23 protein-coding genes are annotated in these 23290 nt (G+C 72.3%); 19 read left to right on the forward strand and 4 right to left on the reverse strand.

Annotated elements, in window-relative coordinates:
* The first annotated feature begins 54 nt into the window (after nucleotides 1–54).
* From ACFO3J_RS18980 to ACFO3J_RS19040, 13 genes are all read left to right on the forward strand, one after another.
* Entirely contained in the window at nucleotides 55–1218 is a 1164-nt protein-coding gene (locus ACFO3J_RS18980) for a zinc-dependent metalloprotease (protein WP_386430637.1), read from the forward strand.
* A gap of 335 nt (nucleotides 1219–1553) precedes the next feature.
* Complete coding sequence (gene tilS / locus ACFO3J_RS18985; protein WP_386430638.1) at nucleotides 1554–2549, forward strand: tRNA lysidine(34) synthetase TilS; 996 nt, start codon at nucleotides 1554–1556, stop codon at nucleotides 2547–2549.
* Between the two features lie 34 nt (nucleotides 2550–2583).
* Nucleotides 2584–3123: a hypoxanthine phosphoribosyltransferase gene (hpt, locus tag ACFO3J_RS18990; RefSeq protein WP_386431029.1), complete on the forward strand. Its 540-nt coding sequence runs from the start codon at nucleotides 2584–2586 to the stop codon at nucleotides 3121–3123.
* A 222-nt stretch (nucleotides 3124–3345) separates the two neighbouring features.
* Nucleotides 3346–5391, forward strand: a complete 2046-nt coding sequence (gene ftsH / locus ACFO3J_RS18995; protein ID WP_386430639.1) for an ATP-dependent zinc metalloprotease FtsH — start codon at nucleotides 3346–3348, stop codon at nucleotides 5389–5391.
* 115 nt (nucleotides 5392–5506) lie between these two features.
* Nucleotides 5507–6115, forward strand: a complete 609-nt coding sequence (gene folE, locus ACFO3J_RS19000) for a GTP cyclohydrolase I FolE (RefSeq protein ID WP_386430640.1) — start codon at nucleotides 5507–5509, stop codon at nucleotides 6113–6115.
* A 430-nt stretch (nucleotides 6116–6545) separates the two neighbouring features.
* Entirely contained in the window at nucleotides 6546–8441 is a 1896-nt protein-coding gene (locus ACFO3J_RS19005) for a phosphatidylglycerol lysyltransferase domain-containing protein (RefSeq protein ID WP_386430641.1), read from the forward strand.
* Between the two features lie 16 nt (nucleotides 8442–8457).
* Entirely contained in the window at nucleotides 8458–9330 is an 873-nt protein-coding gene (gene folP, locus ACFO3J_RS19010) for a dihydropteroate synthase (RefSeq protein WP_386430642.1), read from the forward strand.
* Nucleotides 9327–9848 (forward strand): nuclear transport factor 2 family protein, encoded by a 522-nt coding sequence (locus ACFO3J_RS19015; RefSeq protein ID WP_386430643.1) that lies wholly within the window; start codon nucleotides 9327–9329, stop codon nucleotides 9846–9848. Before folP ends, ACFO3J_RS19015 begins: the two co-directional genes overlap by 4 nt.
* 5 nt (nucleotides 9849–9853) lie before the next feature.
* A complete protein-coding gene (folB, locus tag ACFO3J_RS19020) occupies nucleotides 9854–10213 on the forward strand; it encodes a dihydroneopterin aldolase (protein ID WP_386430644.1) in 360 nt (119 codons plus the stop codon).
* A 38-nt stretch (nucleotides 10214–10251) separates the two neighbouring features.
* Nucleotides 10252–10857 (forward strand): 2-amino-4-hydroxy-6-hydroxymethyldihydropteridine diphosphokinase, encoded by a 606-nt coding sequence (folK, locus tag ACFO3J_RS19025; protein ID WP_386431030.1) that lies wholly within the window; start codon nucleotides 10252–10254, stop codon nucleotides 10855–10857.
* Between the two features lie 85 nt (nucleotides 10858–10942).
* Nucleotides 10943–11446 (forward strand): DUF3180 domain-containing protein, encoded by a 504-nt coding sequence (locus ACFO3J_RS19030; protein WP_386430645.1) that lies wholly within the window; start codon nucleotides 10943–10945, stop codon nucleotides 11444–11446.
* A 244-nt stretch (nucleotides 11447–11690) separates the two neighbouring features.
* Nucleotides 11691–12290 carry a cysteine dioxygenase gene (locus tag ACFO3J_RS19035; RefSeq protein WP_386430646.1) on the forward strand — a complete coding sequence of 200 codons (600 nt, stop codon included), beginning with the start codon at nucleotides 11691–11693 and terminating at the stop codon, nucleotides 12288–12290.
* Nucleotides 12291–12722, forward strand: a complete 432-nt coding sequence (locus ACFO3J_RS19040; protein ID WP_386430647.1) for a rhodanese-like domain-containing protein — start codon at nucleotides 12291–12293, stop codon at nucleotides 12720–12722.
* A gap of 63 nt (nucleotides 12723–12785) precedes the next feature.
* Here the strand turns inward: ACFO3J_RS19040 and ACFO3J_RS19045 are convergent, their stop codons facing one another.
* On the reverse strand, nucleotides 12786–13940 hold the full coding sequence (locus ACFO3J_RS19045) for an ABC transporter ATP-binding protein (protein WP_386430648.1): 1155 nt from the start codon (nucleotides 13938–13940) through the stop codon (nucleotides 12786–12788).
* Between the two features lie 200 nt (nucleotides 13941–14140).
* Between ACFO3J_RS19045 and ACFO3J_RS19050 the strand changes: the two genes are divergently transcribed.
* From ACFO3J_RS19050 to ACFO3J_RS19065, 4 genes are all read left to right on the forward strand, one after another.
* Entirely contained in the window at nucleotides 14141–14905 is a 765-nt protein-coding gene (locus ACFO3J_RS19050) for an ABC transporter permease (RefSeq protein WP_386430649.1), read from the forward strand.
* Nucleotides 14902–15606 (forward strand): ABC transporter permease, encoded by a 705-nt coding sequence (locus ACFO3J_RS19055; protein ID WP_386430650.1) that lies wholly within the window; start codon nucleotides 14902–14904, stop codon nucleotides 15604–15606. Before ACFO3J_RS19050 ends, ACFO3J_RS19055 begins: the two co-directional genes overlap by 4 nt.
* Entirely contained in the window at nucleotides 15603–16574 is a 972-nt protein-coding gene (locus ACFO3J_RS19060; RefSeq protein ID WP_386430651.1) for an ABC transporter substrate-binding protein, read from the forward strand. The genes ACFO3J_RS19055 and ACFO3J_RS19060 overlap by 4 nt, the downstream gene beginning before the upstream one ends.
* A 242-nt stretch (nucleotides 16575–16816) precedes the next feature.
* Entirely contained in the window at nucleotides 16817–17815 is a 999-nt protein-coding gene (locus ACFO3J_RS19065) for a hypothetical protein (protein WP_386430652.1), read from the forward strand.
* A 29-nt stretch (nucleotides 17816–17844) separates the two neighbouring features.
* Here the strand turns inward: ACFO3J_RS19065 and ACFO3J_RS19070 are convergent, their stop codons facing one another.
* Nucleotides 17845–18987 (reverse strand): NADH-quinone oxidoreductase subunit D, encoded by a 1143-nt coding sequence (locus ACFO3J_RS19070; protein WP_386430653.1) that lies wholly within the window; start codon nucleotides 18985–18987, stop codon nucleotides 17845–17847.
* A 154-nt stretch (nucleotides 18988–19141) separates the two neighbouring features.
* Here ACFO3J_RS19070 and ACFO3J_RS19075 point away from each other — a divergent pair, with 154 nt between their 5' ends.
* Nucleotides 19142–20116 carry an NAD-dependent epimerase/dehydratase family protein gene (locus tag ACFO3J_RS19075; protein ID WP_386430654.1) on the forward strand — a complete coding sequence of 325 codons (975 nt, stop codon included), beginning with the start codon at nucleotides 19142–19144 and terminating at the stop codon, nucleotides 20114–20116.
* Here the strand turns inward: ACFO3J_RS19075 and ACFO3J_RS19080 are convergent.
* Nucleotides 20106–21077: an SAM-dependent methyltransferase gene (locus tag ACFO3J_RS19080; protein WP_386431031.1), complete on the reverse strand. Its 972-nt coding sequence runs from the start codon at nucleotides 21075–21077 to the stop codon at nucleotides 20106–20108. The two genes, ACFO3J_RS19075 and ACFO3J_RS19080, sit on opposite strands and share 11 nt — an antisense overlap.
* A gap of 175 nt (nucleotides 21078–21252) precedes the next feature.
* Between ACFO3J_RS19080 and ACFO3J_RS19085 the strand changes: the two genes are divergently transcribed.
* Nucleotides 21253–22251: a carbohydrate-binding protein gene (locus ACFO3J_RS19085; RefSeq protein WP_386430655.1), complete on the forward strand. Its 999-nt coding sequence runs from the start codon at nucleotides 21253–21255 to the stop codon at nucleotides 22249–22251.
* Nucleotides 22252–22303: 52 nt separating this feature from the next.
* On the opposite strand, the gene ACFO3J_RS19090 is transcribed toward ACFO3J_RS19085, so the two are convergent.
* On the reverse strand, nucleotides 22304–23242 hold the full coding sequence (locus tag ACFO3J_RS19090; protein WP_386430656.1) for a 1-phosphofructokinase family hexose kinase: 939 nt from the start codon (nucleotides 23240–23242) through the stop codon (nucleotides 22304–22306).
* Nucleotides 23243–23290 lie beyond the last annotated feature (48 nt).

The following is a 23290-nucleotide window of genomic DNA, read 5'->3' on the forward strand; positions in this document are numbered from 1 at the left end:
GCCCGATGACGTGGGTGGACCCCCAAAGGCGGAGCGGCAACGTACCGTGAATACATGACGAGCATCGGTGGAAGCGAGATGGTCGACTGGAACCTCGCCGTGGCGACCGCACAGCGGCTGACACGGCCGGGGCCTGAGGTGAGCCGGGACGAGGCGCGGGCGATCGTGGCTGAGCTGCGCGAACACGCGCAGGCGTCCGAGCGTCACGTCAGGGCGTTCACCCGGATGTTCGGGGACGCGGAACCCAGCCCGCACGGGACACCTGTGCTGATCGTGGACCGGCCCGGGTGGGTGAAGGCGAATGTGGCCGGCTTCCGCGAGGTGATGAAACCGCTCCTCGGGAAGATGCAGGCGCGACGGCCCGGCGGCGCCGGCGGTGTGGTGCTGGGCACGGTCGGCGGGAAGGTGACCGGCGTCGAGGTCGGGATGCTGCTGAGCTTCCTGTCCTCACGGGTCCTCGGCCAGTACGAGACCTTCGCCCCGCCGACCAGGGAGCTGCCGGCCGGTCCGGTCAAGCTCGGACCGGGTGAGGCCAAGGCGGGCCGGCTGCTGCTGGTGGCCCCCAACATCGTCCATGTGGAGCGGGAACTCGACGTGGACCCGCACGACTTCCGGCTGTGGGTGTGCCTGCACGAGGAGACGCACCGCACCCAGTTCTCCGCCGTGCCGTGGCTGCGCGACCACATCGAGGGCGAGATCCAGTCCTTCCTCGGCGAGACCGAGCTGGACCCGTCCACGGTGATCGAGCGGGTACGGCAGGCCGTGCAGTCCTTCGCGGGCGGCGGCAACGCCAATCTCGGCGGTGAGGACGAGGCCGACGAGGGCCGCAGCCTGGTGGACCTGGTGCAGACCCCGACCCAGCGGGAGATCCTCGGCCGGATGACGGCCGTGATGTCGCTGCTGGAAGGCCACGCGGACTATGTGATGGACGGGGTGGGGCCGCAGGTGGTGGCCACCGTCGCCGAGATCCGGGAGAAGTTCAGCCAGCGCCGGGCCAGCGGCGCCGGCCGCCTCGACCAGGCGCTGCGCAAGCTGCTGGGCCTGGACGCGAAGCTGCGCCAGTACCGCGACGGCGAGCGCTTCGTCCGCGCGGTGGTGGACGAGGTCGGCATGGACGGCTTCAACCGGGTGTGGACCTCGCCCAACACGCTGCCCACCAAGGCGGAGATCGCCAAACCGGCCGAATGGGTGACGAGGGTGCACAGCCGGGGCGAGTGAGCCGCGCCGGGCTGCTGACTCTTCGGAAGCCCGCTCAGGAGCCCGCTCGGGAGCCGTGACTCCCGGAGGTGGCCGCCGGAACGACCCGGCGGCCACCCACCGTCACCTGCCCCCCGGAGCCATGGCCAGAGCCCGCGCCCGGCCACCCAAAGTCACCACCGAAAGCGACCGTTTGACGACCGGTTCACCCGTCCGAGGGACCGTAGGCGTGGGGTGCCGCGTGCGATGCTCGGGTAATGCCCGGTCTTCTGTCACCATCTGAATACCCTGCGTCACCCACCTTGCTTCCCCCGCTCACCGAACCCCCTCACCACCTCCCCTGGAGGGAACCGGACATGGGACCCCACCCCACGGTCGCGGCGATACGCCTGGCGGTCCGCCGCGTCCTGCACGACGTGCTCACCGCGTGCCCCGACCCGCAACCCCTCGTGCTCGCCGCGTGCAGCGGCGGAGCCGATTCCATGGCGCTGGCCGCCTCCCTGGCCTTCGAGGCGCCGCGGCTCGGCGTGCGCGCGGGCGCCGTCACCGTCGACCACGGCCTGCAGGACGGCTCGGCCGGCCGGGCCGTCGAGGTCGCCGACCGGCTCCGCGGCCTCGGCCTGGACCCGGTGGACGCGGTAGGCGTCACCGTGGGCCGTCAGGGCGGGCCGGAAGCCGCCGCCCGGGACGCCCGCTACGCCGCGCTGGACACCACCGCCGAGCGCCGCGGCGCCGCGGCGGTCCTGCTCGGCCACACCCGCGACGACCAAGCCGAAACGGTGCTGCTGGGCCTGGCCCGCGGCTCCGGCACCCGCTCGCTGTCCGGGATGGCCGCCATCTCGGGTGAGAACGGCCGCTATCGCCGGCCCTTCCTGCTGCTGGACCGCGACACCGTGCGCCAGGGCTGCCTGGCCCAGGGCATCGCGGTGTGGGAGGACCCGCACAACCACGATCCCGCCTACACCCGCTCCCGGGTCCGGCACGAAGCGCTGCCCGTGCTGGAGAAGTCCCTCGGCAAGGGCGTCGTCGAGGCGCTGGCCCGTACCGCCCAGCTGTCCAGGGACGACGCGGACGCCCTCGACCAGTGGGCGGCCGACGCCCAGGGCGAGGCGGCCGGTGAGGACGGCAGCCTGGACGTCTCACGGCTCCGCGCGCTGCCTCCCGCGGTCCGCCGCCGGGTGCTGCGGCGCTGCGCCATCGCGGCCGGCTCCCCGCCGGGCTTCCTCTTCGCCCGGCACATCGAGGAGGTGGACCGCCTGGTCACGGCCTGGCGGGGGCAGAAGGCGCTCAACCTACCGGGCGGCGTCACCGTCCTCAGGGCGAATGGCAGACTGTTCTTCTCGCCGTCGTAGACCTGAGGATGTACCGCGTGTGAACGAGAACGACATGGGCGCCGATCTGGAAAAGGTGCTCATCTCCAAGGCAGAGATCGACGCGAAGCTGACCGAGCTGGCCGCCGAGATCGACCGGGACTACGCGGGCAGGGACCTGCTGATCGTCGGGGTGCTCAAGGGAGCCGTCATGGTGATGGCGGACCTGGCCCGCGCCCTGTCCAGCGAGGTGACGATGGACTGGATGGCGGTGTCGTCGTACGGCGCCGGCACCAAGTCCTCCGGTGTGGTCCGCATCCTCAAGGATCTGGACACCGACATCGCCGGGCGGCACGTGCTGATCGTCGAGGACATCATCGACTCCGGGCTCACCCTGTCCTGGCTCATCAGCAATCTGGGCTCGCGCGGCCCGGCCTCCCTGGAGGTCTGCACGCTGCTGCGCAAGCCGGAGGCGGCCAAGGTCCGCATCGATGTCAAATACACCGGTTTCGTCATCCCCAACGAATTCGTGGTGGGGTACGGCCTGGACTACGCCGAGAAGTACCGCAACCTGCCGTTCGTCGGCACCCTGGCCCCCCATGTGTACGGCGGCTGAGGGCCGGATGGCGCCCGGCGCCGGGCGGGGCGGGAACCCCGACCGGTTTCCCGCCGTTGGAGCAGGGGAAAGCGGGATTGTTAACGGTCGGCGGCAACCTCGGGCCACAATGCTGGGGTACCGTCCGAAGGTCGGGTCAATACAACACCGGATGCACGCGGCGCCATCAAACGCCGGTGCCTCACTGTGGCAGGAGGGACGGGGCGACTTCGCCCCGCATGGATGGACGTGAAGCGCTATTTCCGTGGGCCAGTTATGTGGATCGTGCTGGCTGTCCTCGCCGTGGTCGTGCTGATGCAGGTCGTCGGGTCCGGCGGCGGCTTCAAAACGGTGGACACCGGCGCGGTACTGCATGCGATCGACACCAACCAGGCCAAATCCGCCCAGCTGACGACCGGAGACGACAACTCCATCAAGGTCCAGCTGAGGAACGGCATCAAGATCGACGGCAGCAGCAAGATCAGGGCCAGCTACATCGGCAACCAGGGCTCGGACATCGCCCGGAACCTGCAGAACATCGTGGACGGCAAGGTCCGCGGCGTCACGCTGCCGGACAAGTACACCGTCTCGCAGTCCAAGCAGAACGCCTTCCTCGGCATCCTGCTGTCACTGCTGCCGTTCGTGCTGATCGTGGTGGTCTTCCTCTTCCTGATGAACCAGATGCAAGGCGGCGGTTCCCGCGTCATGCAGTTCGGGAAGTCCAAGGCCAAACTGATCACCAAGGACACCCCCAAGACCACGTTCGCCGACGTGGCCGGCTGCGACGAGGCGGTGGAGGAGCTCCAGGAGATCAAGGAGTTCCTGCAGGAACCCGCCAAGTTCCAGGCCGTCGGGGCCAAGATCCCCAAGGGCGTGCTGCTGTACGGCCGCCCCGGCACCGGCAAGACCCTGCTCGCCCGCGCGGTCGCGGGTGAGGCGGGCGTGCCGTTCTACTCGATCTCCGGTTCCGACTTCGTCGAGATGTTCGTCGGCGTCGGCGCCTCCCGGGTCCGCGACCTGTTCGAGCAGGCGAAGGCGAACGCCCCGGCGATCGTCTTCGTCGACGAGATCGACGCCGTCGGCCGGCACCGCGGCGCGGGCCTCGGCGGCGGTCACGACGAGCGCGAGCAGACGCTGAACCAGCTGCTCGTCGAGATGGACGGCTTCGACGTGAAGGGCGGCGTGATCCTGATCGCCGCCACCAACCGGCCGGACATCCTCGACCCGGCGCTGCTGCGCCCGGGCCGCTTCGACCGCCAGATCGCGGTGGACCCGCCGGACCTGCACGGTCGCCTGGAGATCCTCAAGGTGCACCTGAAGGGCAAGCCGGTCGCACCGGACGTCGACATGATGGCCGTCGCCCGCCGGACCCCCGGGTTCACCGGCGCCGACCTGGCCAACGTGCTCAACGAGGCGGCGCTGCTGACCGCCCGGAGCGACAAGAAGATCATCGACAACGGCACGCTGGACGAGGCCATCGACCGCGTGGTGGCCGGTCCGCAGAAGCGCACCCGGATCATGTCGGACAAGGAGAAGAAGATCACCGCGTACCACGAGGGCGGACACGCCCTGGTCGCGGCGGCTTCCCCCAACTCCGACCCGGTGCACAAGGTGACGATCCTGTCCCGGGGCCGCGCCCTGGGTTACACCATGGTGCTGCCCGACGAGGACAAGTACTCCACCACGCGCAACGAGATGCTGGACCAGCTCGCCTACATGATGGGCGGCCGGGCCGCGGAGGAACTCGTCTTCCACGACCCGACCACCGGCGCCTCGAACGACATCGAGAAGGCCACCGCCACCGCCCGCGCCATGGTCACGCAGTACGGCATGACCGAGCGGCTCGGCGCGATCAAGTTCGGCTCCGAGAACGCGGAGCCCTTCCTGGGCCGTGAGATGGGTCACCAGCGCGACTACTCGGAAGAGGTCGCCGGGCTGGTCGACGAAGAGGTCAAGAAGCTCATCGAGACGGCGCACAACGAGGCCTGGGAGATCCTGGTCGAGAACCGCGACGTGCTGGACAACCTGGTGCTGGCTCTGCTGGACCGGGAGACGCTCAACAAGGAGGAGATCGCCGAGGTCTTCGCCCCGATCGTCAAGCGTCCGCCGCGTCCGGCCTGGACCGGCTCCGCCCGGCGCTCGCCGTCCACCCGGCCGCCGGTGCTCTCGCCGCGCGAGCTGGCGCTGACCAACGGCGCCCAGCCCGCCAACGGCAACGGTCCGGTCTCCACCACCAAGCAGCCCACCGAACCGGTGGACCTGCCGCCGGAGGACCGCCCGGAGAGCTGAGCAGCACCGATCCACCGCATGCCCGGGTAGGTCCGGAATGCGTACTGCGGCCCCAGGGTTTACGCCTCTGGGGCCGCAGTGATGTCCGGATGTCCGCGAAAGGAACGAGGCACTCATGATCGATCCCGTGACACTCGACGGTGAGAGCACCATCGGGGAGTTCGACGAGAAGCGGGCCGAGGCCGCGATCCGGGAACTGCTCATCGCCGTCGGCGAGGATCCCGAACGCGACGGGCTGCGCGAGACCCCGGCGCGGGTGGCCCGCGCCTACCGCGAGATATTCTCCGGCCTGCGCCAGCAGCCCGAGGATGTGCTGACCACCACCTTCGACATCGGTCACGACGAGATGGTGCTGGTCAAGGACATCGAGGTGATGTCCTCCTGCGAGCACCACCTGGTGCCCTTCGTGGGCGTCGCCCATGTCGGCTACATCCCGTCCAGCAGCGGCAAGATCACCGGCCTGTCCAAGCTGGCCCGGCTGGTGGACGTCTACGCCCGGCGCCCCCAGGTGCAGGAGCGGCTGACCACCCAGGTGGCCGACGCGCTGATGCGCATCCTGGAACCGCGCGGCGTCATCGTGGTGGTCGAGTGCGAGCACATGTGCATGACGATGCGCGGGGTCCGCAAGCCCGGCGCCAAGACCATCACCTCCGCGGTCCGCGGCCAGCTGCTCGACCCGACCACCCGCGCCGAGGCGATGAGCCTGATCATCGGACGCGGCTGATCACCCGGCCGCCGTCACTTAGGGTCTGTCGTTCGGATCTCCGCGGCGTCGCGGCGCCCGGCACGCACATCTGCCGCGTTCTCGTCGGTCGACGACGCTCCGCGTCGCCTCCCTCCTCCGCCTCGCAGCTGCACGCACCGGACACCGCTCCTCCATCCACGGAGATCCAAACGACAGACCCTAACCGTCATCACCCGGTCCGCCGCCCGCAGTTGCCGCGCCGCTCCACCCATGGCATCGTCCACCACGACCCCAGGACTCGTTTCCTGAGGCACGCCGTCGTGGCGAGCGGCGGCCGTGCCAGGACCACGGTCCGACCGGAAGGGAACCCTCAGAGGCGGGTTCTCGTCCTACAGGGCGCACATATTCGTACCGGAGCAGATCGCGGGTGCCTCCCGTGGTTCCCGGTCATGTCGGGGCTTGGTGACCCATGTCTGCACAGGTAGAGGACGAGAGCCGGAGCCGGGTTCCGCGACCGGGCGGGCCGGTCCGGCGACGCCGGCTGCCCCGGTCCGCGTCCGTGCCGAAGATCATCGGCGGCGCCGCCGCGGTGATCGGCCTGCTCGACGTGGTCTCGGCGGTCTTCCCGGCCTTCCGCCACGCCCGGATGCACGCGCTGGCCGAGGTCTTTCCCGGCGCCGTCAGCTCGCTGGCCGCCGCCACCTCGGTGGTGAGCGGGATCCTGCTGCTGATGCTGGCCCACGCCCTCAAGCGCGGCAAGCAGCGTGCCTGGTGGGCGACGGTGTCGCTGCTGCCGGTGGCCGCCGCCTCGCAGCTGATCTACCGGCACTCGATCTTCGGCGCCGTGGTCTCGCTCGCCCTGATGGGCGTGCTCGTCCACCACCGCCGCCAGTTCACCGCGTTGTCCGACCCGCGCACCCGCTGGCGGGCCGCGGCGAACTTCGCCGGGCTGAGCAGCTTCGCCTTCGTCCTCGGCCTGGTCATCACCAGCGCGCACCCGGCCTCCGAACGCGGGAACCCGGGCTTCACCGACCGCTGCTGGCACGTCCTGTACGGGCTGTTCGGCTTCGAGGGGCCGGTCCACTACACCAGCGAACGGGTCGGCGACGTCGTCGGCTACTCGCTGGGCGGCCTCGGCCTGCTGATCGCCTGCTCCACCGCCTTCCTGCTGCTGCGCCCGGCCCGCCCGGTCGCCGAACTCAGCGCCGGCGACGAGAACCGGCTGCGGGCCCTGCTGGCCCGGCACGGCGCCCGCGACTCGCTCGGCCACTTCGCGCTGCGCCGCGACAAATCGGTGGTCTTCTCCGCCAGCGGCAAGGCCGCCATCTGCTACCGGGTGGTGTCCGGTGTGGCCCTGGCCAGCGGCGACCCGATCGGCGATGTGGAGGCCTGGCCCGGCGCCATCGAGCGCTTCACCGAGCTGGCCCGCGCCCACGCCTGGCTGCCCGCCGTCGTCGGGTGCAGCGAGACCGGCGGCGAGGTGTGGACCCGGGAGACCGACCTGGACGCCCTGGAGCTGGGCGACGAGGCCATCGTGGACACCGCCCGCTTCACCCTGGAGGGCCGCGCCATGCGCAACGTCCGCCAGATGGTCAAGCGGATCGAGCGGTCCGGCTACGTGTGCCGGGTGCGGCGGGTGCGGGAGCTGTCCGAGGCCGAGAAGCAGCGGGTCCGGCTGGCCGCCGACGCCTGGCGCGGCACCGACACCGAGCGCGGCTTCTCCATGGCGCTCGGCCGGTTCGGCGAGGAGGCCGACGGCGACTGCGTGGTCGTCACCGCCCACAAGGAGCGCGAGGAGGGCGCCCCGCACCCCGAGCTGGGCGATCTGCGGGCCGTGCTGCACTTCGTGCCCTGGGGCGCCGACGGCATGTCGCTGGAGCTGATGCGCCGCGACCGCGCCGCCGACCCCGGTCTGAACGAGCTGCTGATCGTCGCCGCCCTCCAGCAGGCGCCCGGCCTGGGCGTGGTCCGGGTGTCGCTGAACTTCGCGATGTTCCGCTCGGCGCTGGCCCGCGGGGAGCGGATCGGCGCCGGACCGGTGCTGCGCGGCTGGCGCGGCCTGCTGGTCTTCATGTCCCGGTGGTTCCAGATCGAGTCGCTCTACAAGTTCAACGCCAAATTCCAGCCCGAATGGGTGCCGCGCTTCTTGATCTTCCCGAACTCCCGCGACCTGCCCCGGATCGGCTTCGCGATCATGCAGGCCGAGGGCTTCGTGACGCTGTCCCTGCCGCTGCCCGAGGCCCTCCAGCGCTTCCTGCCGGGACGCGCCGGACGGCTCGCGCACCACAAGCCGTGCGGTTACGCGGCCGAAACCCCTTCGGCGCCCGCCACCCCGGACCCGCGCACGAAAAGCGTGGTCGCCTGACCCGTACGCTGGGCCCATGGTTACGTCCACGAGTACGTCACAGGGCCGCACCGGTCCGCTCGGACTGCCGGAGTGGGACCGCTGCGCGGTCATGGGCGTGGTGAACGTCACGCCCGATTCGTTCTCCGACGGCGGCCGCTGGTTCGACGCCGAGCTGGCCGTCAAGCACGGCCTGGACCTGGTGGCGCAGGGCGCCGACCTGGTCGACGTGGGCGGCGAGTCCACCCGCCCCGGCGCGAAACGGGTGGACGAGGCCGAGGAGCTGCGCCGGGTGGTCCCGGTGGTCCGCGAGCTGGCCGCGTCCGGTGTGCTGGTCAGTGTGGACACCATGCGGGCGTCGGTGGCCGAGCAGGCGGTCGGCGTCGGCGCCCGGCTGGTCAACGACGTCAGCGGCGGCCTGGCCGACCCGGCGATGATCCCGGTGGTCGCCGCCGCCGACGTGCCGTTCGTGCTCATGCACTGGCGGGGCCAGAGCATCGACATGAACAACCGGGCGGTCTACGACGACGTGCTCGCCGAGGTCCGCGCCGAACTGCGCGCCGGCCTGGACCGGGCGGTGGACGGCGGGATCGCCCCCGGGCGGATCGTGCTCGACCCCGGCCTGGGCTTCGCCAAGACGGCCGGCCACGACCTGACCCTGCTCGCCCATCTGGCCGAACTGCGCGAGCTGGGCCGGCCGCTGCTGGTCGCCGCCTCCCGCAAGCGCTTCCTCGGCCGGGTCCTCGCCGGGGAGGCCGGCGACCCGCCGCCGGCCAGGGAACGCGACGCGGCCACCGCCGCCGTCACCGCCATCGCCGCCCGCGAGGGCGCCTGGGCGGTCCGGGTGCACGAGGTGCACGCCAGCTCCGACGCGGTACGGGTCGCCCGTGCCATCGAGGCCGCCGCGTGAGCGCGCGCACCGCCGAGGGCCGCGCCGCCGAGCGCGCCAACCAGGCCTTCTACGACGCGGTGGAGAATTCCGACCTGGACGCGCTGGAAGCCGTGGTGCTGACCGGGCCGCTGGCCGAGTCGGTCACCGTGGTGCACCCCGGCTGGCCGGTGCTGCGCGGGCGCCGCGAGGTGATGCGCTCCTACGCGCTGATCATGGCCAACACCGAGTACATCCAGTTCTTCCTCACCGATGTCGAGGTCGCCGTCGACGGCGAGACCGCGCTGGTGACCTGTACGGAGAACATCCTGACCGGCGGCCCGGCCGAGGAGGACGGCTCGGCCGGCTCGCTGGTCGGCGGCCTGGTGGTGGCCACCAATGTCTTCCGCCGCACCCCCGACGGCTGGCGGCTGTGGGTCCACCACGGCTCGCCGGTGCTCGCCGACGAGGAGGACGGCGAGGAGCCGGAGGGCCCCGAGGACGCCCCGGGCGGCCTCGACGGACTCGGCGGCGGCCCCGCCACGGACACGGAGGAGTGAACCGGATGGACCGCGTCGTACTGCGCGGACTGCGGATCCTCGGCCACCACGGGGTGTTCCAGCACGAGCGGGAGGACGGCCAGACCTTCGTGGTGGACGTCTCGCTCGGCCTCGACACCGCCCCGGCGGCGGCCGGTGACGACCTCACCAGGACGGTGCATTACGGTGTGCTGGCCGAACAGGTGGCCGCGGTCGTCGCGGGCGAGCCGGTCGATCTGATCGAGACCCTGGCCCAGCGCATCGCCGACACCTGCCTGGCGCACGAAGTGGTCGAGGAGGTGGAGGTGACCGTGCACAAACCGGACGCCCCCATCACCGTGCCCTTCGACGACGTGACCGTGACCATCATCCGGAGACGCCCGTGACCGCGGACAAGCCCGCGTACCCCGGCTGGAACGGCCGGATCGACGGCGAACCCCCCACCGGGGACCCCACCGTCCAGCCCGTACCGGACTCGGTGGTGGCCCGGGTCGATGCCGCCGACACCACCTTGAGCAACCCCAAGACCGCGGTGGTCGCCCTCGGCAGCAATGTCGGCAACCGCCTGGAGACCCTCCAGGGCGCCATCGACGCCCTGGAGGACACCCCGGGCGTCCGGGTGCGCGCGGTCTCCCCGGTCTACGAGACCGAGCCGTGGGGCGTGCCGGCCGGCAGCCAGCCGAGCTACTTCAACGCGGTCCTGCTGGTCCGCACCACACTGCCGCCCGAGGCGCTGCTGGAACGCGGCCACGCCATCGAGGAGGCGTATCACCGGGTGCGCGCCGAGCGCTGGGGCCCGCGCACCATCGACGTCGACATCGTGGCGTACCAGGGGGTCCGCTCGCAGGACCCGGTCCTCACCCTGCCGCACCCGCGCGCCCATGAGCGGGCCTTCGTGCTCGTACCCTGGCTCGATGTGGAGCCGGCCGCCGACCTGCCCCCGCACGGCCCGGTGGCCGAGCTGCTCGCCGCCGTGGACGACTCGGGCGTACGCCGCCGCACCGATGTGGAACTCCGGCTGCCCGAGTAAACGTTCACACTGCTAGCGACACAGAACGTCGGCGCGTGGCCGCACTGGGCGGGGACGGGCACCAGAAGGTGGAGGCGGGCACTCGGTGAGGACGCTGCGGATCAGGACGCTGGCGGGGGTATTCGCCGTCGCGTTGGTGCTCTCGTGGTCGGTGGCCCATCTGTGGGACACCTTCGGGACGCTGCCCGGAGTGCCGGTGGCCGCGCCGATCGTGCTGGCGCTGATCGCCGTCTCGCTGTACGCCACCGCTCTGTCGCTGCGGTCCCGGCTGCGGGCCCAGCGGGAGCGGCGGCCCGGCGCCAAGGGCGTCGACCCGCTGGCCGCCGCCCGTTCGGTGGTCTTCGGCCAGTCCAGCGCCCTGGTCGCGGCCCTGGTGGCCGGGCTGTACGGAGGCGCGGGCGTCTATCTGGCGATGTACAAGCTGGACATGGACCCGCGCCGCGAGCAGGCGGTCTACGCGGGCTTCACGGTGCTCGCCGCGGTCGGCGTCATCGCGGCGGCGATCTTCCTGGAACGGGTCTGCAAGCTCCCCGAGGACGACGACACCCCGCAGCCGCGGGTGCACCGGCCTCACCAGCACAACCGGTGACCTGGGGCAAGGAGTGTTCCGGCGGGGTGTTCCGGCTTGACCGGCGGGCCCGTGGCGTGATTCAGTCCGTAGCGTGAAGGGCATCGGCTTGCGTCTGCACCGGAGGGTCCATCTGGACCTGCTCCGGTACGCGGGCTGCGTGTGTACGGCCGCGCGCTGACGCGCGCCTCCGGCCCGTTGTTCACTTCGCGTCCGCCCGCCCGCTGAGCCGTGTGTCGACGCGATCTCTCCCCGGGGTGTTCCCATGACGACGCCGACCGCCGCTTCCTCCACCACGACTCCCACCGCCGCCGGCGCTTCAGCCGCCGCTCCGGTGACCGCTTCCCCCAGCACTTCCCCCAGCCAGTCCCCGACCGCGCCCACCGCGGCCGACCTGCTGGACTTCGCCCGCAAGGTGGCCGCCGACCACGCGCTGGTCGGTGAACTCCCGCTCGACCCCGAGGGCCGCACCTGGGTCCGCCTGGAGGGCCCCGGCGGCGCCGAGGCGTGGCTGATCGGCTGGCCGCCCGGCGCCGAGACCGGCTGGCACGACCACGGCGGCTCGTACGGCGTCTTCGTCACCGCGGCGGGCGAACTCACCGAGCGGTCGCTGTCCGTACCGCTGCCCACCGAGGGCTGGCGCTCGCTGGAACTCGCCGAGGGCCTCGACCGCCAGCGGATCCTCCCCGAGGGAGTGGGCCGCGCCTTCGGCCGCGAACACGTCCACCAGGTCGAGAACCGCTCGCCCACCGGCCACGCGGTCTCCGTGCACGCCTACTACCCGCCGCTGCCGCTGATCCGCCGCTACAGCCGTAAGGGCAGCACGCTGCGGCTCGAAATGGTGGAACGTCCCGAGGAGTGGTGAATGCCGTCCATCGACGAGCACCTGGCCGCCATACGCGAGGGGCTGAGCCGTCTCAGCCCCGCCCAGGCCGCCGAGGCCGCTCGTGGCGGCGCCCTGCTGGTGGACATCCGCTACGGCGCCCTGCGCGACCGTGACGGCACGATCCCGGGCGCCGTCATCGTCGAGCGCAACGAACTCGAATGGCGCCTCGACCCGCGAAGCCCGCACCGCGTCCCGCAGGCGGTCGGCCACGACCTGCCGGTGGTCGTGATCTGCAACGAGGGCTACGCCTCCTCGCTGGCCGCCGTCTCCCTCCAGGCCCTCGGCCTGCGCCGGGCCACCGACCTGACCGGCGGCTTCCAGGCCTGGCGCGAGGCGGGCCTGCCGGTCACCCCGCCGGACGGCACGCCCACGGTGCCGACGCCGCACATCGGCCGGCCCGAAGGCTCCTAGCTGCCGCTCAGGTCGGGGCCGGGCCGGCGCACCGGCCCGGCCCGAGCCCGTCTCAGCCCCGCCTCAGCCCACCGACTCGATGGTCACCGCGGCCCGCTCCACCCCGGAGGACTCCGCGTCGATCGAGCGCCGCAGCGCCTCGTGCAGCAGGGCGGGGGTCAGCACGCCGACGAACCGGGCGCCGTCCAGCACCGCGATCCACCCCGCGTCGTACTGCAGCATCGTCGCGAAGGCCTGCTTCAGACTGGCGCCGACCGGCACCCACGCGTCCATCCGCCGGGCGTGCGCGCGCACGGTGCCGTTCTTCGCCCGCGCCAGTGTCTCGGCCGGGACCCAGCCGTGCAGCACGCCCTCCGGGTCCAGCACGACCGCCCAGCGGGCGTCCTCCTCCCGCATCCGGGCCGCCGCCGCGGCCACCGTGTCGTCCAGCCGAACCGTCGGCGGCTGCTCCAGGTCGGTCGGCTCGATCGCGGTGACCGACAGCCGCTTCAACCCCCGGTCGGAGCCGACGAATTCGGCTACGTACGGCGTCGCGGGAGCGCCGAGCACGGTCGCCGGGGTGTCGAACTGCTCGATACGGCCGGTGCCGTAGACCGCCATCCGGTCACCCAGGCGTACGGCCTCCTCGATGTCGTGCGTGACGAAGAGGACCGTCTTGCGCACCCGCTCCTGGAGGTTGAGGAACTCCGTCTGCAACCGCTGCCGCACCACCGGGTCCACCGCCCCGAACGGCTCGTCCATCAGCAGCACCGGCGGATCGGCGGCCAGCGCCCTGGCCACGCCGACCCGCTGCTGCTGGCCTCCGGACAGCTGATGCGGATAACGGGAACCGAAGGTCACGGGGTCGAGACCGACCAGGACCAGGAGTTCCGCGGCGCGTTCCCTTGCCGCGGCCTTCTTCCAGCCGAGCAGCGCCGGGACCGTCGCGGTGTTCTCCAGGATGGTCTTGTGCGGGAACAGGCCGACCTGCTGGATGACATAGCCGATCCGGCGGCGCAATTTGACGGGTTCGATTCCGGCCACATCCTCGCCGTCCAGATATATGCGTCCGGAAGTGGGTTCGATCAGCCGGTTGACCATCTTCATGGTGGTGGTCTTACCGCAGCCCGACGGGCCGACCAGCGTGACGAGTTCACCCGCCTTGACCTCGAACGACAGGTCGTCCACCGCAGTGGTGCCGTCGGGGTAGCGCTTACTGACGTTCTCGAATCGGATCATGAGTCCTCAACTGTCCGGCGGATCTCTGTCCTCACCGTACTCGTCCGGCCCGCGCAATTCCGGCGACCTCGGGAGGAGGCAATGGTGCGGCGGCAATGGTGCGACCATATGGAGGGTGTCCCGAATGTCACCCTCCAACGATAGGGTCATCCTGGGTGGGTTGAGGCATAACCATGACTCAGCGGGGGAGGGGGACACCCATGGCATCCGAGAACTGCATGGTGGCGAACGACTGGATATGCGGGGAATATCTTCGCACTTACCGTCAGGAACTCACCGATGCCTGCGTCCAGCACATCTGGATCACCGCCGCTTCGGTGGCCATCGGCCTGCTGGTCGCTTTTCCGCTGGCGCTGATCGCCCGCCGCTGGCGGCTGCTGGCCGGCCCGGTGCTGGCGATCACCACCATCTTGTACACGGTGCCGTCGCTGGCGATGTTCTCGCTGCTGCTCCCGGTGTTCGGCCTCTCGCCGTCACTGGTGGTCACCGGCCTGGTGCTCTATTCGCTGACCATCCTGGTCCGCAACATCCTGGCGGGCCTGGCCGGCGTGCCCGAGGACGTACGGGAGGCGGCGCGCGCGATGGGATACGGGCCGACCCGGCAGCTGTTCGCCGTCGAACTGCCGCTGGCGCTGCCCGCGGTGATGGCGGGTCTGCGGATCGCCACCGTCTCCACGGTCGCGCTGACCACGGTCGGCGCGATCATCGGCTACGGCGGGCTGGGCAATCTGCTGCTCGACGGCATCCAGCGCGACTTCAAGGCCCCGGTGCTCGCCGCGTCCGTGCTGTGCGTGGTGATCGCGCTGGTCGCCGACATGCTGCTGCTCGGGGTGCAGTGGGTGATCACCCCCTGGACGCACCGCCGCCGGGGGAGGGCCGGTCAGCCGGCCGGGCCGGTCGCCCCGGTCGGCGCCGGGGCCGGGACGGACGAGGCGGAGACGACGGAGAAGGTGGCGGCGGCATGAGCGCGATCGGCGGAGCCTGGGACTGGCTCACCACCGGCACCAACTGGTCGGGTGCCGAGGGGGTGCCGCACCGGCTGTCCGAGCATCTCTACTTCAGCGGGGTCTCGCTGGGCATCGCCCTGGTGCTCTCGCTGCCGGCCGCCGTCGTGCTTGGCCACTACGGCAAGGGCGGCGCGGTCGCCGTCAACATCTCCAACATCGGCCGGGCCGTCCCGACCTTCGCCGTACTGACCCTGCTGCTGGTGGCGTTCGGCTCCGGCAGCGACTGGCCGGTGATCGTCTCGCTGGTGCTGTTCGCGGTGCCGCCGCTGGTCACCAACGCCTATGTCGGGGTGCGCGAGGCCGACCGGGCGGTGGTCGAGGCCGCCCGGGGCATGGGGATGACCGACCGCCAGCTGCTGCTGCGGATCGAACTGCCGCTGGCCTTCCCGCTGATCTGGACCGGAGTACGGTCCGCCGCCGTCCAGGTGGTGGCCACCGCCACGCTGGCCGCCATGGCGGGCTTCGGCGGCCTGGGCCGCATCATCACGGCCGGCTTCAAACGCCAGATCACCGCCGAGGTGGTGGCGGGCGCGGTGCTGGTGGCCGTCCTCGCCCTGCTGGTGGAAGCGGTCTTCCTCGTCCTGGAGCGGCTGCTGGACCCCATGCGCCGGCGCGATCGGCCCGGCGCGACCTCACTGTCTGGAGTGCTGAGCCCATGAACGGACGCGTACGCGCCGCCGGTACGGCCCTGGTCGCCGCCCTGCTGCTCACGGGCGTGGCCGGCTGCGGAGGCAAGAGCCTGGAGAAGAAGGCCAACGACACGCCGTCCGGGGCGGGCGGCGGCAAGGGGAGCCTGGTCGTCGGCTCGGCCGGCTTCACCGAGAGCGTGGTGCTGGCCGAGCTCTACGCCAAGCTGCTCTCCGGCGCCGGCTACCACACCTCGGTGCGGACGGTGGCGGACCGTGAGCTCTACGAACGCGCGCTGGAGAAGGGCCAGGTCGACGTGGTGCCCGAATACGCCGCCACCCTCGCCGAGTTCCTCAACGTGAAGGTCAACGGCGCCTCGGCGGCCGCCGAGAAGCCGGTCGCCTCCGGTGACGCGAAGGCCACCGTGGCCGCGCTGACCGCGCTGGCCGCACCGCGCGGACTGACGGTGCTGCCGGCCGGCCGGGCCGTGGACCAGAACGCTTTCGCGGTCACCAAGGACTTCGCCGCCGCGCACCACCTGAAAACGCTGTCCGATCTCGGCGCGTCCAAGCTCAAGATCACCTTGGCGGCCGGCGACGAATGCCCCGACCGCCCCTTCTGCTCGCCCGGCCTGAAGACGGCCTACGGCATCGACATCACCGGAATCGACCCCAAGGGCGTCGGAACCGCGCAGTCCAAGCAAGCGGTCAAGGACGGCACCGACCAACTCGTACTGACCACCACCACGGACGCCACCTTGGACCAGTACGACCTGGTGCTGCTCACCGACGACAAACACCTGCAGAACGCGGACAACCTGCTGCCGGTGGTCAATACCGCGCACGCCGGCGACCCGGCCGTGGCCGCGGCGCTCAACCGGCTGACCGCGGTGCTGACCACCGCCGATCTCACCGCGCTGAACGCGCAGGTGGACCGTGAGCGGCTGAAGCCGGCCGATGTCGCGGCGGACTATCTGAAGTCGAAAGGCCTGAGCGAGTAGCGGCGGTCCGCCGCCGGGCGGTCCCGTGTCAACCGGCGTCAACTGGTTCAACCCGCTTAGCACGTACGGATGGTCGCGGCTGTTCGCGGGCGCGCCCGCGGGCATTCCGGCGCACGGGGATCAACGCATTGTGCAGCGCTGGACGCCCTGCGTGCACCCGGAGCGAATCGGTGGCTCAAACCATCCGAAATTTAAGACCCCCGCCGCCCCATGAACGCGCCGCGCACGCTAAATTTCTGGCCATGCCCCGTGGACGTCACCGCCATATGCAGCCGCTGCACCGGATGCTGCCGCCGCTCACCGTGGCGAGCAGCGCCGCCGCCCTCGCCGCCGCCTCGCTGTTCGCCGGCGATCAGGGCGCGCTGCGGGTGATCACGGTGGCCACCGCGCTCACCGCGGGCGCCGGCGCCACCCTCGCCCGCAGCTGGGACCGGTCCGCCGGCCGCCGGGTCGCCGAGCTGGAGACGCTGCGCGAGCGCGACGAGTGGCGCACCGACGAGCGGGTCGCCGAGCTGGAGACGGACCTGGAGGAGTCCCGCGAGCTGCGGGACAGGCTGGAGAAGAAGCTGCGCGGCAAGCGGGCCGAGTTGGCTCGTTTGCGCACCGAGCACGCCGATCTGCTGCGGCGCTACGCCACGGCCGAAAGTGAGCGGGCCAGGGCGCTGGAGGCCCGCCGCCGGCTCCAGCTGGAGGGCGCCGGGGCGCAGCAGGGGCTGGCCCTCGCCGCCGTCCCCGCCGCGGTCGGCCCCGCGGCCTTCCTCAAGGCCGAGCAGGCGCTCCGGGAGCTGCCCCGCAACGCGGCCCGGCAGCAGGCCCAGCGCACCGTCGAGGAGGCGCGGCGGCGTGACGTGGCCGCGCCCGACGAGCCGCAGGGCAAGCACGCGGCGGCGGAGGACGGCGTGCCGGCCACCTCGCCCGCCGGGCTTCCGGTCCGCGAGCACCGCCTGGTGCCGGCCGTGGCCGCGGCCGTCCTGCCCTACGCCCAGCCGCAGCGCTCCGCCGCCCCCGGCACCTCGGCGCACCGGGCGATCGGCGGCTTCGACTTCTTCGGCACCCAGCGGGCGCCCGGCCTGCCGGGCGACGACGACGGGGAGGCGGGCGCGGAGGCCGAGGTGGACGCGGCGGACGCCGCACCCGCCGAGCACGCCCAGGCCGACGAGCCCTCCTCCGAGGTCATCGACCTCACCGCGCACGACGACACCGAGCAGCTCGACATGTCCGGGCTGCGGGCGCAGGCGTAACGCGTTCCCCCGCTCGCCGCTACTTGCCGTTACTTGTCGACGTCCCCGACCACGAAGAACATCGAGCCGAGGATCGCCACCATGTCGGCGACCAGCTGGCCCGGCAGCAGCACCGCCAGCGCCTGGACGTTGTTGTACGACGCCGAGCGCAGTTTGAGCCGGTAGGGCGTCTTCTCGCCCTTGGAGACCAGGTAGTAGCCGTTGAGGCCCAGCGGGTTCTCGGTCCAGGCGTAGGTGTGGCCCTCCGGGGCCTTGAGCACCTTCGGCAGCCGCTGGTTGATCGGGCCGGGCGGCAGCCCGGCCAGCCGGTCCAGGCAGGCGTCCGCGAGGTCCAGCGCGTTGTGGGTCTGGCCGAGCAGCACCTCGAAGCGGGCCAGGCAGTCGCCCTCGGTCCTGGTGACCACCTTCAGGGTGTCCGCCAACTCCCCGTAGGCGAGATACGGTTCGTCGCGCCGCAGATCGAAGTCCACCCCGGAGGCGCGGGCGATCGGGCCGCTGACCCCGTAGGCGTGCACGTCAGCGCGGCTCAGCACCCCCACCCCGCGCGTCCGGCCGCGAAAGATCTCATTGCCGAGCACCAGGTCGTCGAAGCGGCCCATCCGCGACCGCACCCCGGCCACCACCGCCCGCACCCGGTCCGTCCAGCCGGCCGGCAGGTCCTCCTTCAGCCCGCCGACCCGGTTGAACATGTAGTGCATCCGGCCGCCGGAGATCTCCTCCATCACCCGCTGCAGTTCCTCGCGTTCGGTGAACGCGTAGAAGATCGGCGTGATCCCGCCCAGCTCCAGCGGATACGAGCCGAGGAACATCAGATGGTTCAGCACCCGGTTCAGCTCGGCCAGCAGCGTCCGCGTCCACACCGCCCGCTCGGGCACCTCCATGCCGAGCATCCGCTCGACGGCCAGCACCACGCCCAGCTCGTTGGAGAACGCGGACAGCCAGTCGTGCCGGTTGGCCAGCATCACGATCTGCCGGTAGTCCCGCGCCTCGAACAGCTTCTCCGCGCCGCGGTGCATATAGCCGACGATCGGCTCGGCACGCACGATCCGCTCCCCGTCCAGCACGAGCCGCAACCTCAGCACCCCATGCGTCGAAGGATGCTGCGGCCCGATGTTGAGCACCATGTCCGTGCTCTCGGCCGCCCCGCCGACCCCGATCGTGGTCTCCGTCATGCCCCCCATCCTCTCAGGTCCCCCACCGCCCCCGCCGGGCCCGTCGCAACACCGTGACCAGCACCCCGGCCGCCTGCTCCGCTACGCGTTCGGCGGAATCCGCTCGGAGCGATCCGGGGTTACGCCGGCGGAGGCGGGCGGGGAGGGTGGGGGGATGGAACTGCTGGTGCTGGGTGGGACGGAATTCGTGGGGCGGGCCGTGGTCGAGGCCGCGGTCGGGCGGGGGTGGGGGGTGACCGTGTTTCATCGCGGGCGGCATCCCGCGCCCGCTGGGGCGGCCGAGCTGATCGGTGACCGGGAGGGGGACTTGGCGCAGCTGGCGGCGGGGCGGTGGGACGCCGTGGTCGACACCTGGTCGGCGAAGCCGGGGGCGGTGCGGGCGTCGGCGCGGGCGTTGGAGGGGCGGGTGGGGGCGTACGCGTATGTGTCCAGCGGGTCGGTGTACGTGTATCCGGCGCCGCTCGGGGCGAACGAGGACGCGCCGGTCGTCGCGGGCGGCGGCGACGACTACGCGGCGGTCAAGCGGGGCGGGGAGCTCGCCGCGCTCGGGACCTACGGCGACCGGGCGCTGCTGGTGCGGGCCGGGCTGATCCTGGGGCCGTACGAGAACGTCGGCCGACTGCCCTGGTGGCTGAACCGGATCGCCCGCGGCGGCGACGTGCTCGCGCCCGGGCCGCGCGACCTCCCGTTGCAGTACGTGGACGCGCGGGACCTCGCCGAGTGGACGCTGGACGCGCTGGCCGCCGGGCTCGGCGGGCCGTACAACCTGATCAGCGAGCGCGGGCACACCACGATGGGGGAACTGCTGGAGAAGTGTGTGAGCGTCACCGGCTCCTCGGCGCGGCTGCGCTGGGCCGACCCGGAGGTGATCGCGGCGGCCGGCATCGAGCCGTGGACGCAGCTGCCGGTGTGGCTGCCGCCGGGGGAGGACCACGACGCGATGCACGGCGTCGATGTGCGCAAGGCGCTCGGCGCGGGCCTGCGGTGCAGGCCGGTGGGGGAGACGGTCGCGGACACCTGGGAGTGGCTGCGGTCGATCGGCGGCCGGGCGCCGCGGCGGGCCGACCGGCCGGCGCCGGGCCTCGACCCCGAGGTGGAGCGCAGGGTGCTGGCCGGGCTCACCGACTGAGCGCGGGCCCCGGCGCATCGGGACCGGCCGCCAGATCCGCGCACCGCGGGCCGACCGGCGCCGTCACCCACAGGAAGTCGCCGAGGCCGCCGGTCGCGGTCAGCTCGGCGGCTTCCCCGGCGGCGGCGAGCGCCCTGACGTAGGCGGCGGGATCGGTGGACGCCAGGGCCAGCGGCGGGCGTCCGCCGTCGACCCCGAGCGCCCGCAGGGCCTCCCGCTGGGTCGTCATCGTGCCGCCCAGCGCGTCCATGGCGACATGGGCGGTCAGATCGCGGCCGCCGTCCGGGACCGGGGGCACCTGACGGCCGGCCCGGTAGCCGGTGAGGGTGCCGTACGGCGGCCGGGCCGCCCGGGTGTGCCCGTAGTCGACCGCCACGGCCAGGCCCTCGGCGAGCGAACCGACGGCGTCCGCCCAGGCCCGGTCCCGGGTCAGCCCTATCTCGGCCCGCGCGCCGCCCGCCTCCAGCGGCCACCACGTCCGCAGCCACCGCAGATCCTCGCCCGCCACCGGCGCCCCCAGCCGCTCGGCGCCGTCCGGGACCCGGACCTCCACATAGCGCGCGATCCCCCGCTCGTCCGCCTCGGCGACCGGCAGCGGCACATTGTCCAGCCACTCATTGGCGAACAGCAGCCCGCGGACCCCGGCCGGCGGGCACGCGGTCCAGCCGATCCGCGGGTCCAGTCCCTCGGGCCGGGCCGCGCGCTCGACCGCGTAGAGGCGCAGCCGGGCCGCGACCGGGGCCGGGACCTGGCGGAGCACGGCCAGCGCGAGTTCCGCCCGGCCGGCCGCCATGTCGACGAAGGCCAGGTCGGAAGGGTGGCCGAGGGCGGTGTCCACCCGGAGCAGCAGCGCCGCGACCGCCTCGGCGAACCGGCCGGAGACGTGCACGGAGGTACGGAAGTGGTCGGCCGGGGACCGGGTCAGGAAGAACCCGCCGGGACCGTAGAGGGCGCGCTCCATCGCGGGACGCCAGGGCAGCCACTCGTTGTCCACAGGCTGAACCGTACGTGACGGGTGAGGTGGTAACGGTCACAGGGAACCTTCCTGACCTGCTGAAGCGTCCAAGGGTCGGGCAGTGTGTCTCCCGGGGCCGGTAGGGTTTCGGCATCGGAAGTACGTAGGGAGTGGACAGCTCATGACGGCCGGACATGACGGCACACCGGAGAACGACGACCCGTTCGGGTATCTCTACCGGTCCGAGGGCATGGAGCAGCCGGAGCCCGAAGCCCCCCAGCCGCGCCAGCCCCGTACCTCGTACAACTCGGTGCAGCGGGTCGGCGAGCGGCGCGCCCCGCAGCCGCAGCCGCCCCAGCAGGGTGGCTACGGCTATCCCCAGCAGGGCCAGCAGCAGCCCGGCGGCTACGGATATCCGCAGCCGCAGCAGGGCCAGCAGCAGTACGGGCAGGCACCGGGCCAAGGACAGGGCCAGGGGCCTGGCCAGCAGCAGTACGGCGTGCCGCAGCAGCAGTCGTACGACTCCCCGCCTCCCGGCGGCCACCGCGGCGGGGGCGGCCAGGACACGCCCAGCCGCAAGGGCCTGCTGATCGGGGCGGTCGCCGTGGTCGCCGCCGTCGCGATAGGCATCGCCTTCGCGATGACCAACGGCTCGGGCGACGACGGCAAGAAGCAGGCGGCCACCACCCCGCCCAGCGCGCCGGTCACCTCCGCCGCGCCCAGCACCCAGCCGACCCCCTCCGCGTCGGCGACCCCCTTCGCCTCGCCGAAGGTCGACGCGTCGTCGCTGGCCCTGGCCGGCGGCGCCGCGCAGAGCACGCAGTGGCCGGGTTCCGACAGCGGCACCTATGTGGACCACATGACCCAGCCCGGGGCCACGGTGTCCTGGACGGTCACGGTGCCGAAGGACGATTCCTACACGTTCTTCATCAGCTACGGCAACGCGGGCCAGACCGCCGACCTCACCCTGGGCATCAACGGCAAGCCCCGCAGCTCCCCGGTGAACATGCCGAACTACGGGAACTACACCGAGTGGGCGAAGGCGTGGAGCAACCACACCTACCAGTGGGTGGACCTCAAGAAGGGCGCCAACGTCCTGACGCTGACCTGCATGCCGAACACCAACTGCGGGGTCAATCTGGACCAGGTCTGGCTCAAGCAGGGCCAGGTCAAGCAGTAGCCCGCAGCCCCGCGGCCGGCCCGGCCGACCGTCCCGCTCCCCGGCGGGCGGCTCAGCCCGCCGCCGGGACGACCTCCACCCGGGCCAGCGCGTCCCGGTAGGCGGTCCGGTCGAACTCCCCGGCGGCCGGCGCCAGCACCGTCGCCGCCGACAGGGCGACGGCGCGGCCCAGCCGTTCGGGCCAGGACAGCCCTTCGGCCAGTCCGGAGAGCAGCCCGGCCACCGCGGAGTCCCCGGCGCCCGTGGGGTTGCCCCTGAGCCGGTCCGGCGGCAGCGCCCGCCAGCTGCCCTCATCGGTGACCGCGAGCATGCCGTCGGCGCCCAGCGAGGCCGCCACCGCGCGCGCTCCGCGCCGCCGGGCGTCCCCGGCCGCCCTGGCGGGCTCGGTGAAGCCGGTGAGGCCGGCCAGCTCGTCGGCGTTCGGCTTGATCAGATCGGGCCGGGCGGCCAGGCCGCGCCGCAGCGGCTCCCCGCCGGTGTCCAGCAGGACGAACACGCCCGCCGCCCGCGCCTCGCGCACCAACTCGGCGTAGGCGCCGACCGGCAGCCCCGGCGGCAGGCTGCCGCACAGCGCGACGGCGGTGGTGTCCGGCGCGGCCAGCAGCTCGCGGTAGACACCGGTCAGGGCCGCCCACTCGGCCGGGGAGACCACCGGGCCCGGCTCGTTGAACATCGTGGTGTCGCCGGTCGCCCCGTCCACCACGCCGACCGTGCGCCGGGTCGTCCCGGCGGTCGGCACCAGCGCGTCGGTGATCAGGCCGGCCGGTCCGGTGGCGGCCAGCAGACGGCGCAGTTCGTCGCCAGCCGGGCCGCCGGCGAAGCCGGTGACGACCGCGCGGTGCCCGAGCGCCGCCAGCACCCTGGCCACATTGAGGCCCTTGCCGCCGGGCCGCTCGGCGGTGTCGAGCACGCGGTGGGTGGTGTGCGGGCGCAGCGAGCCGACCCGGTAGGTGACATCGAGCGCGGTGTTCAGCGTGACGGTGATGATCACCCGTCGATGATGGCAAACCGGCGGCGCCCGGCCCAGCCCCGGGGACCG

Source organism: Streptomyces polygonati (assembly GCF_042650325.1).
Classification (GTDB): domain Bacteria; phylum Actinomycetota; class Actinomycetes; order Streptomycetales; family Streptomycetaceae; genus Actinacidiphila; species Actinacidiphila polygonati.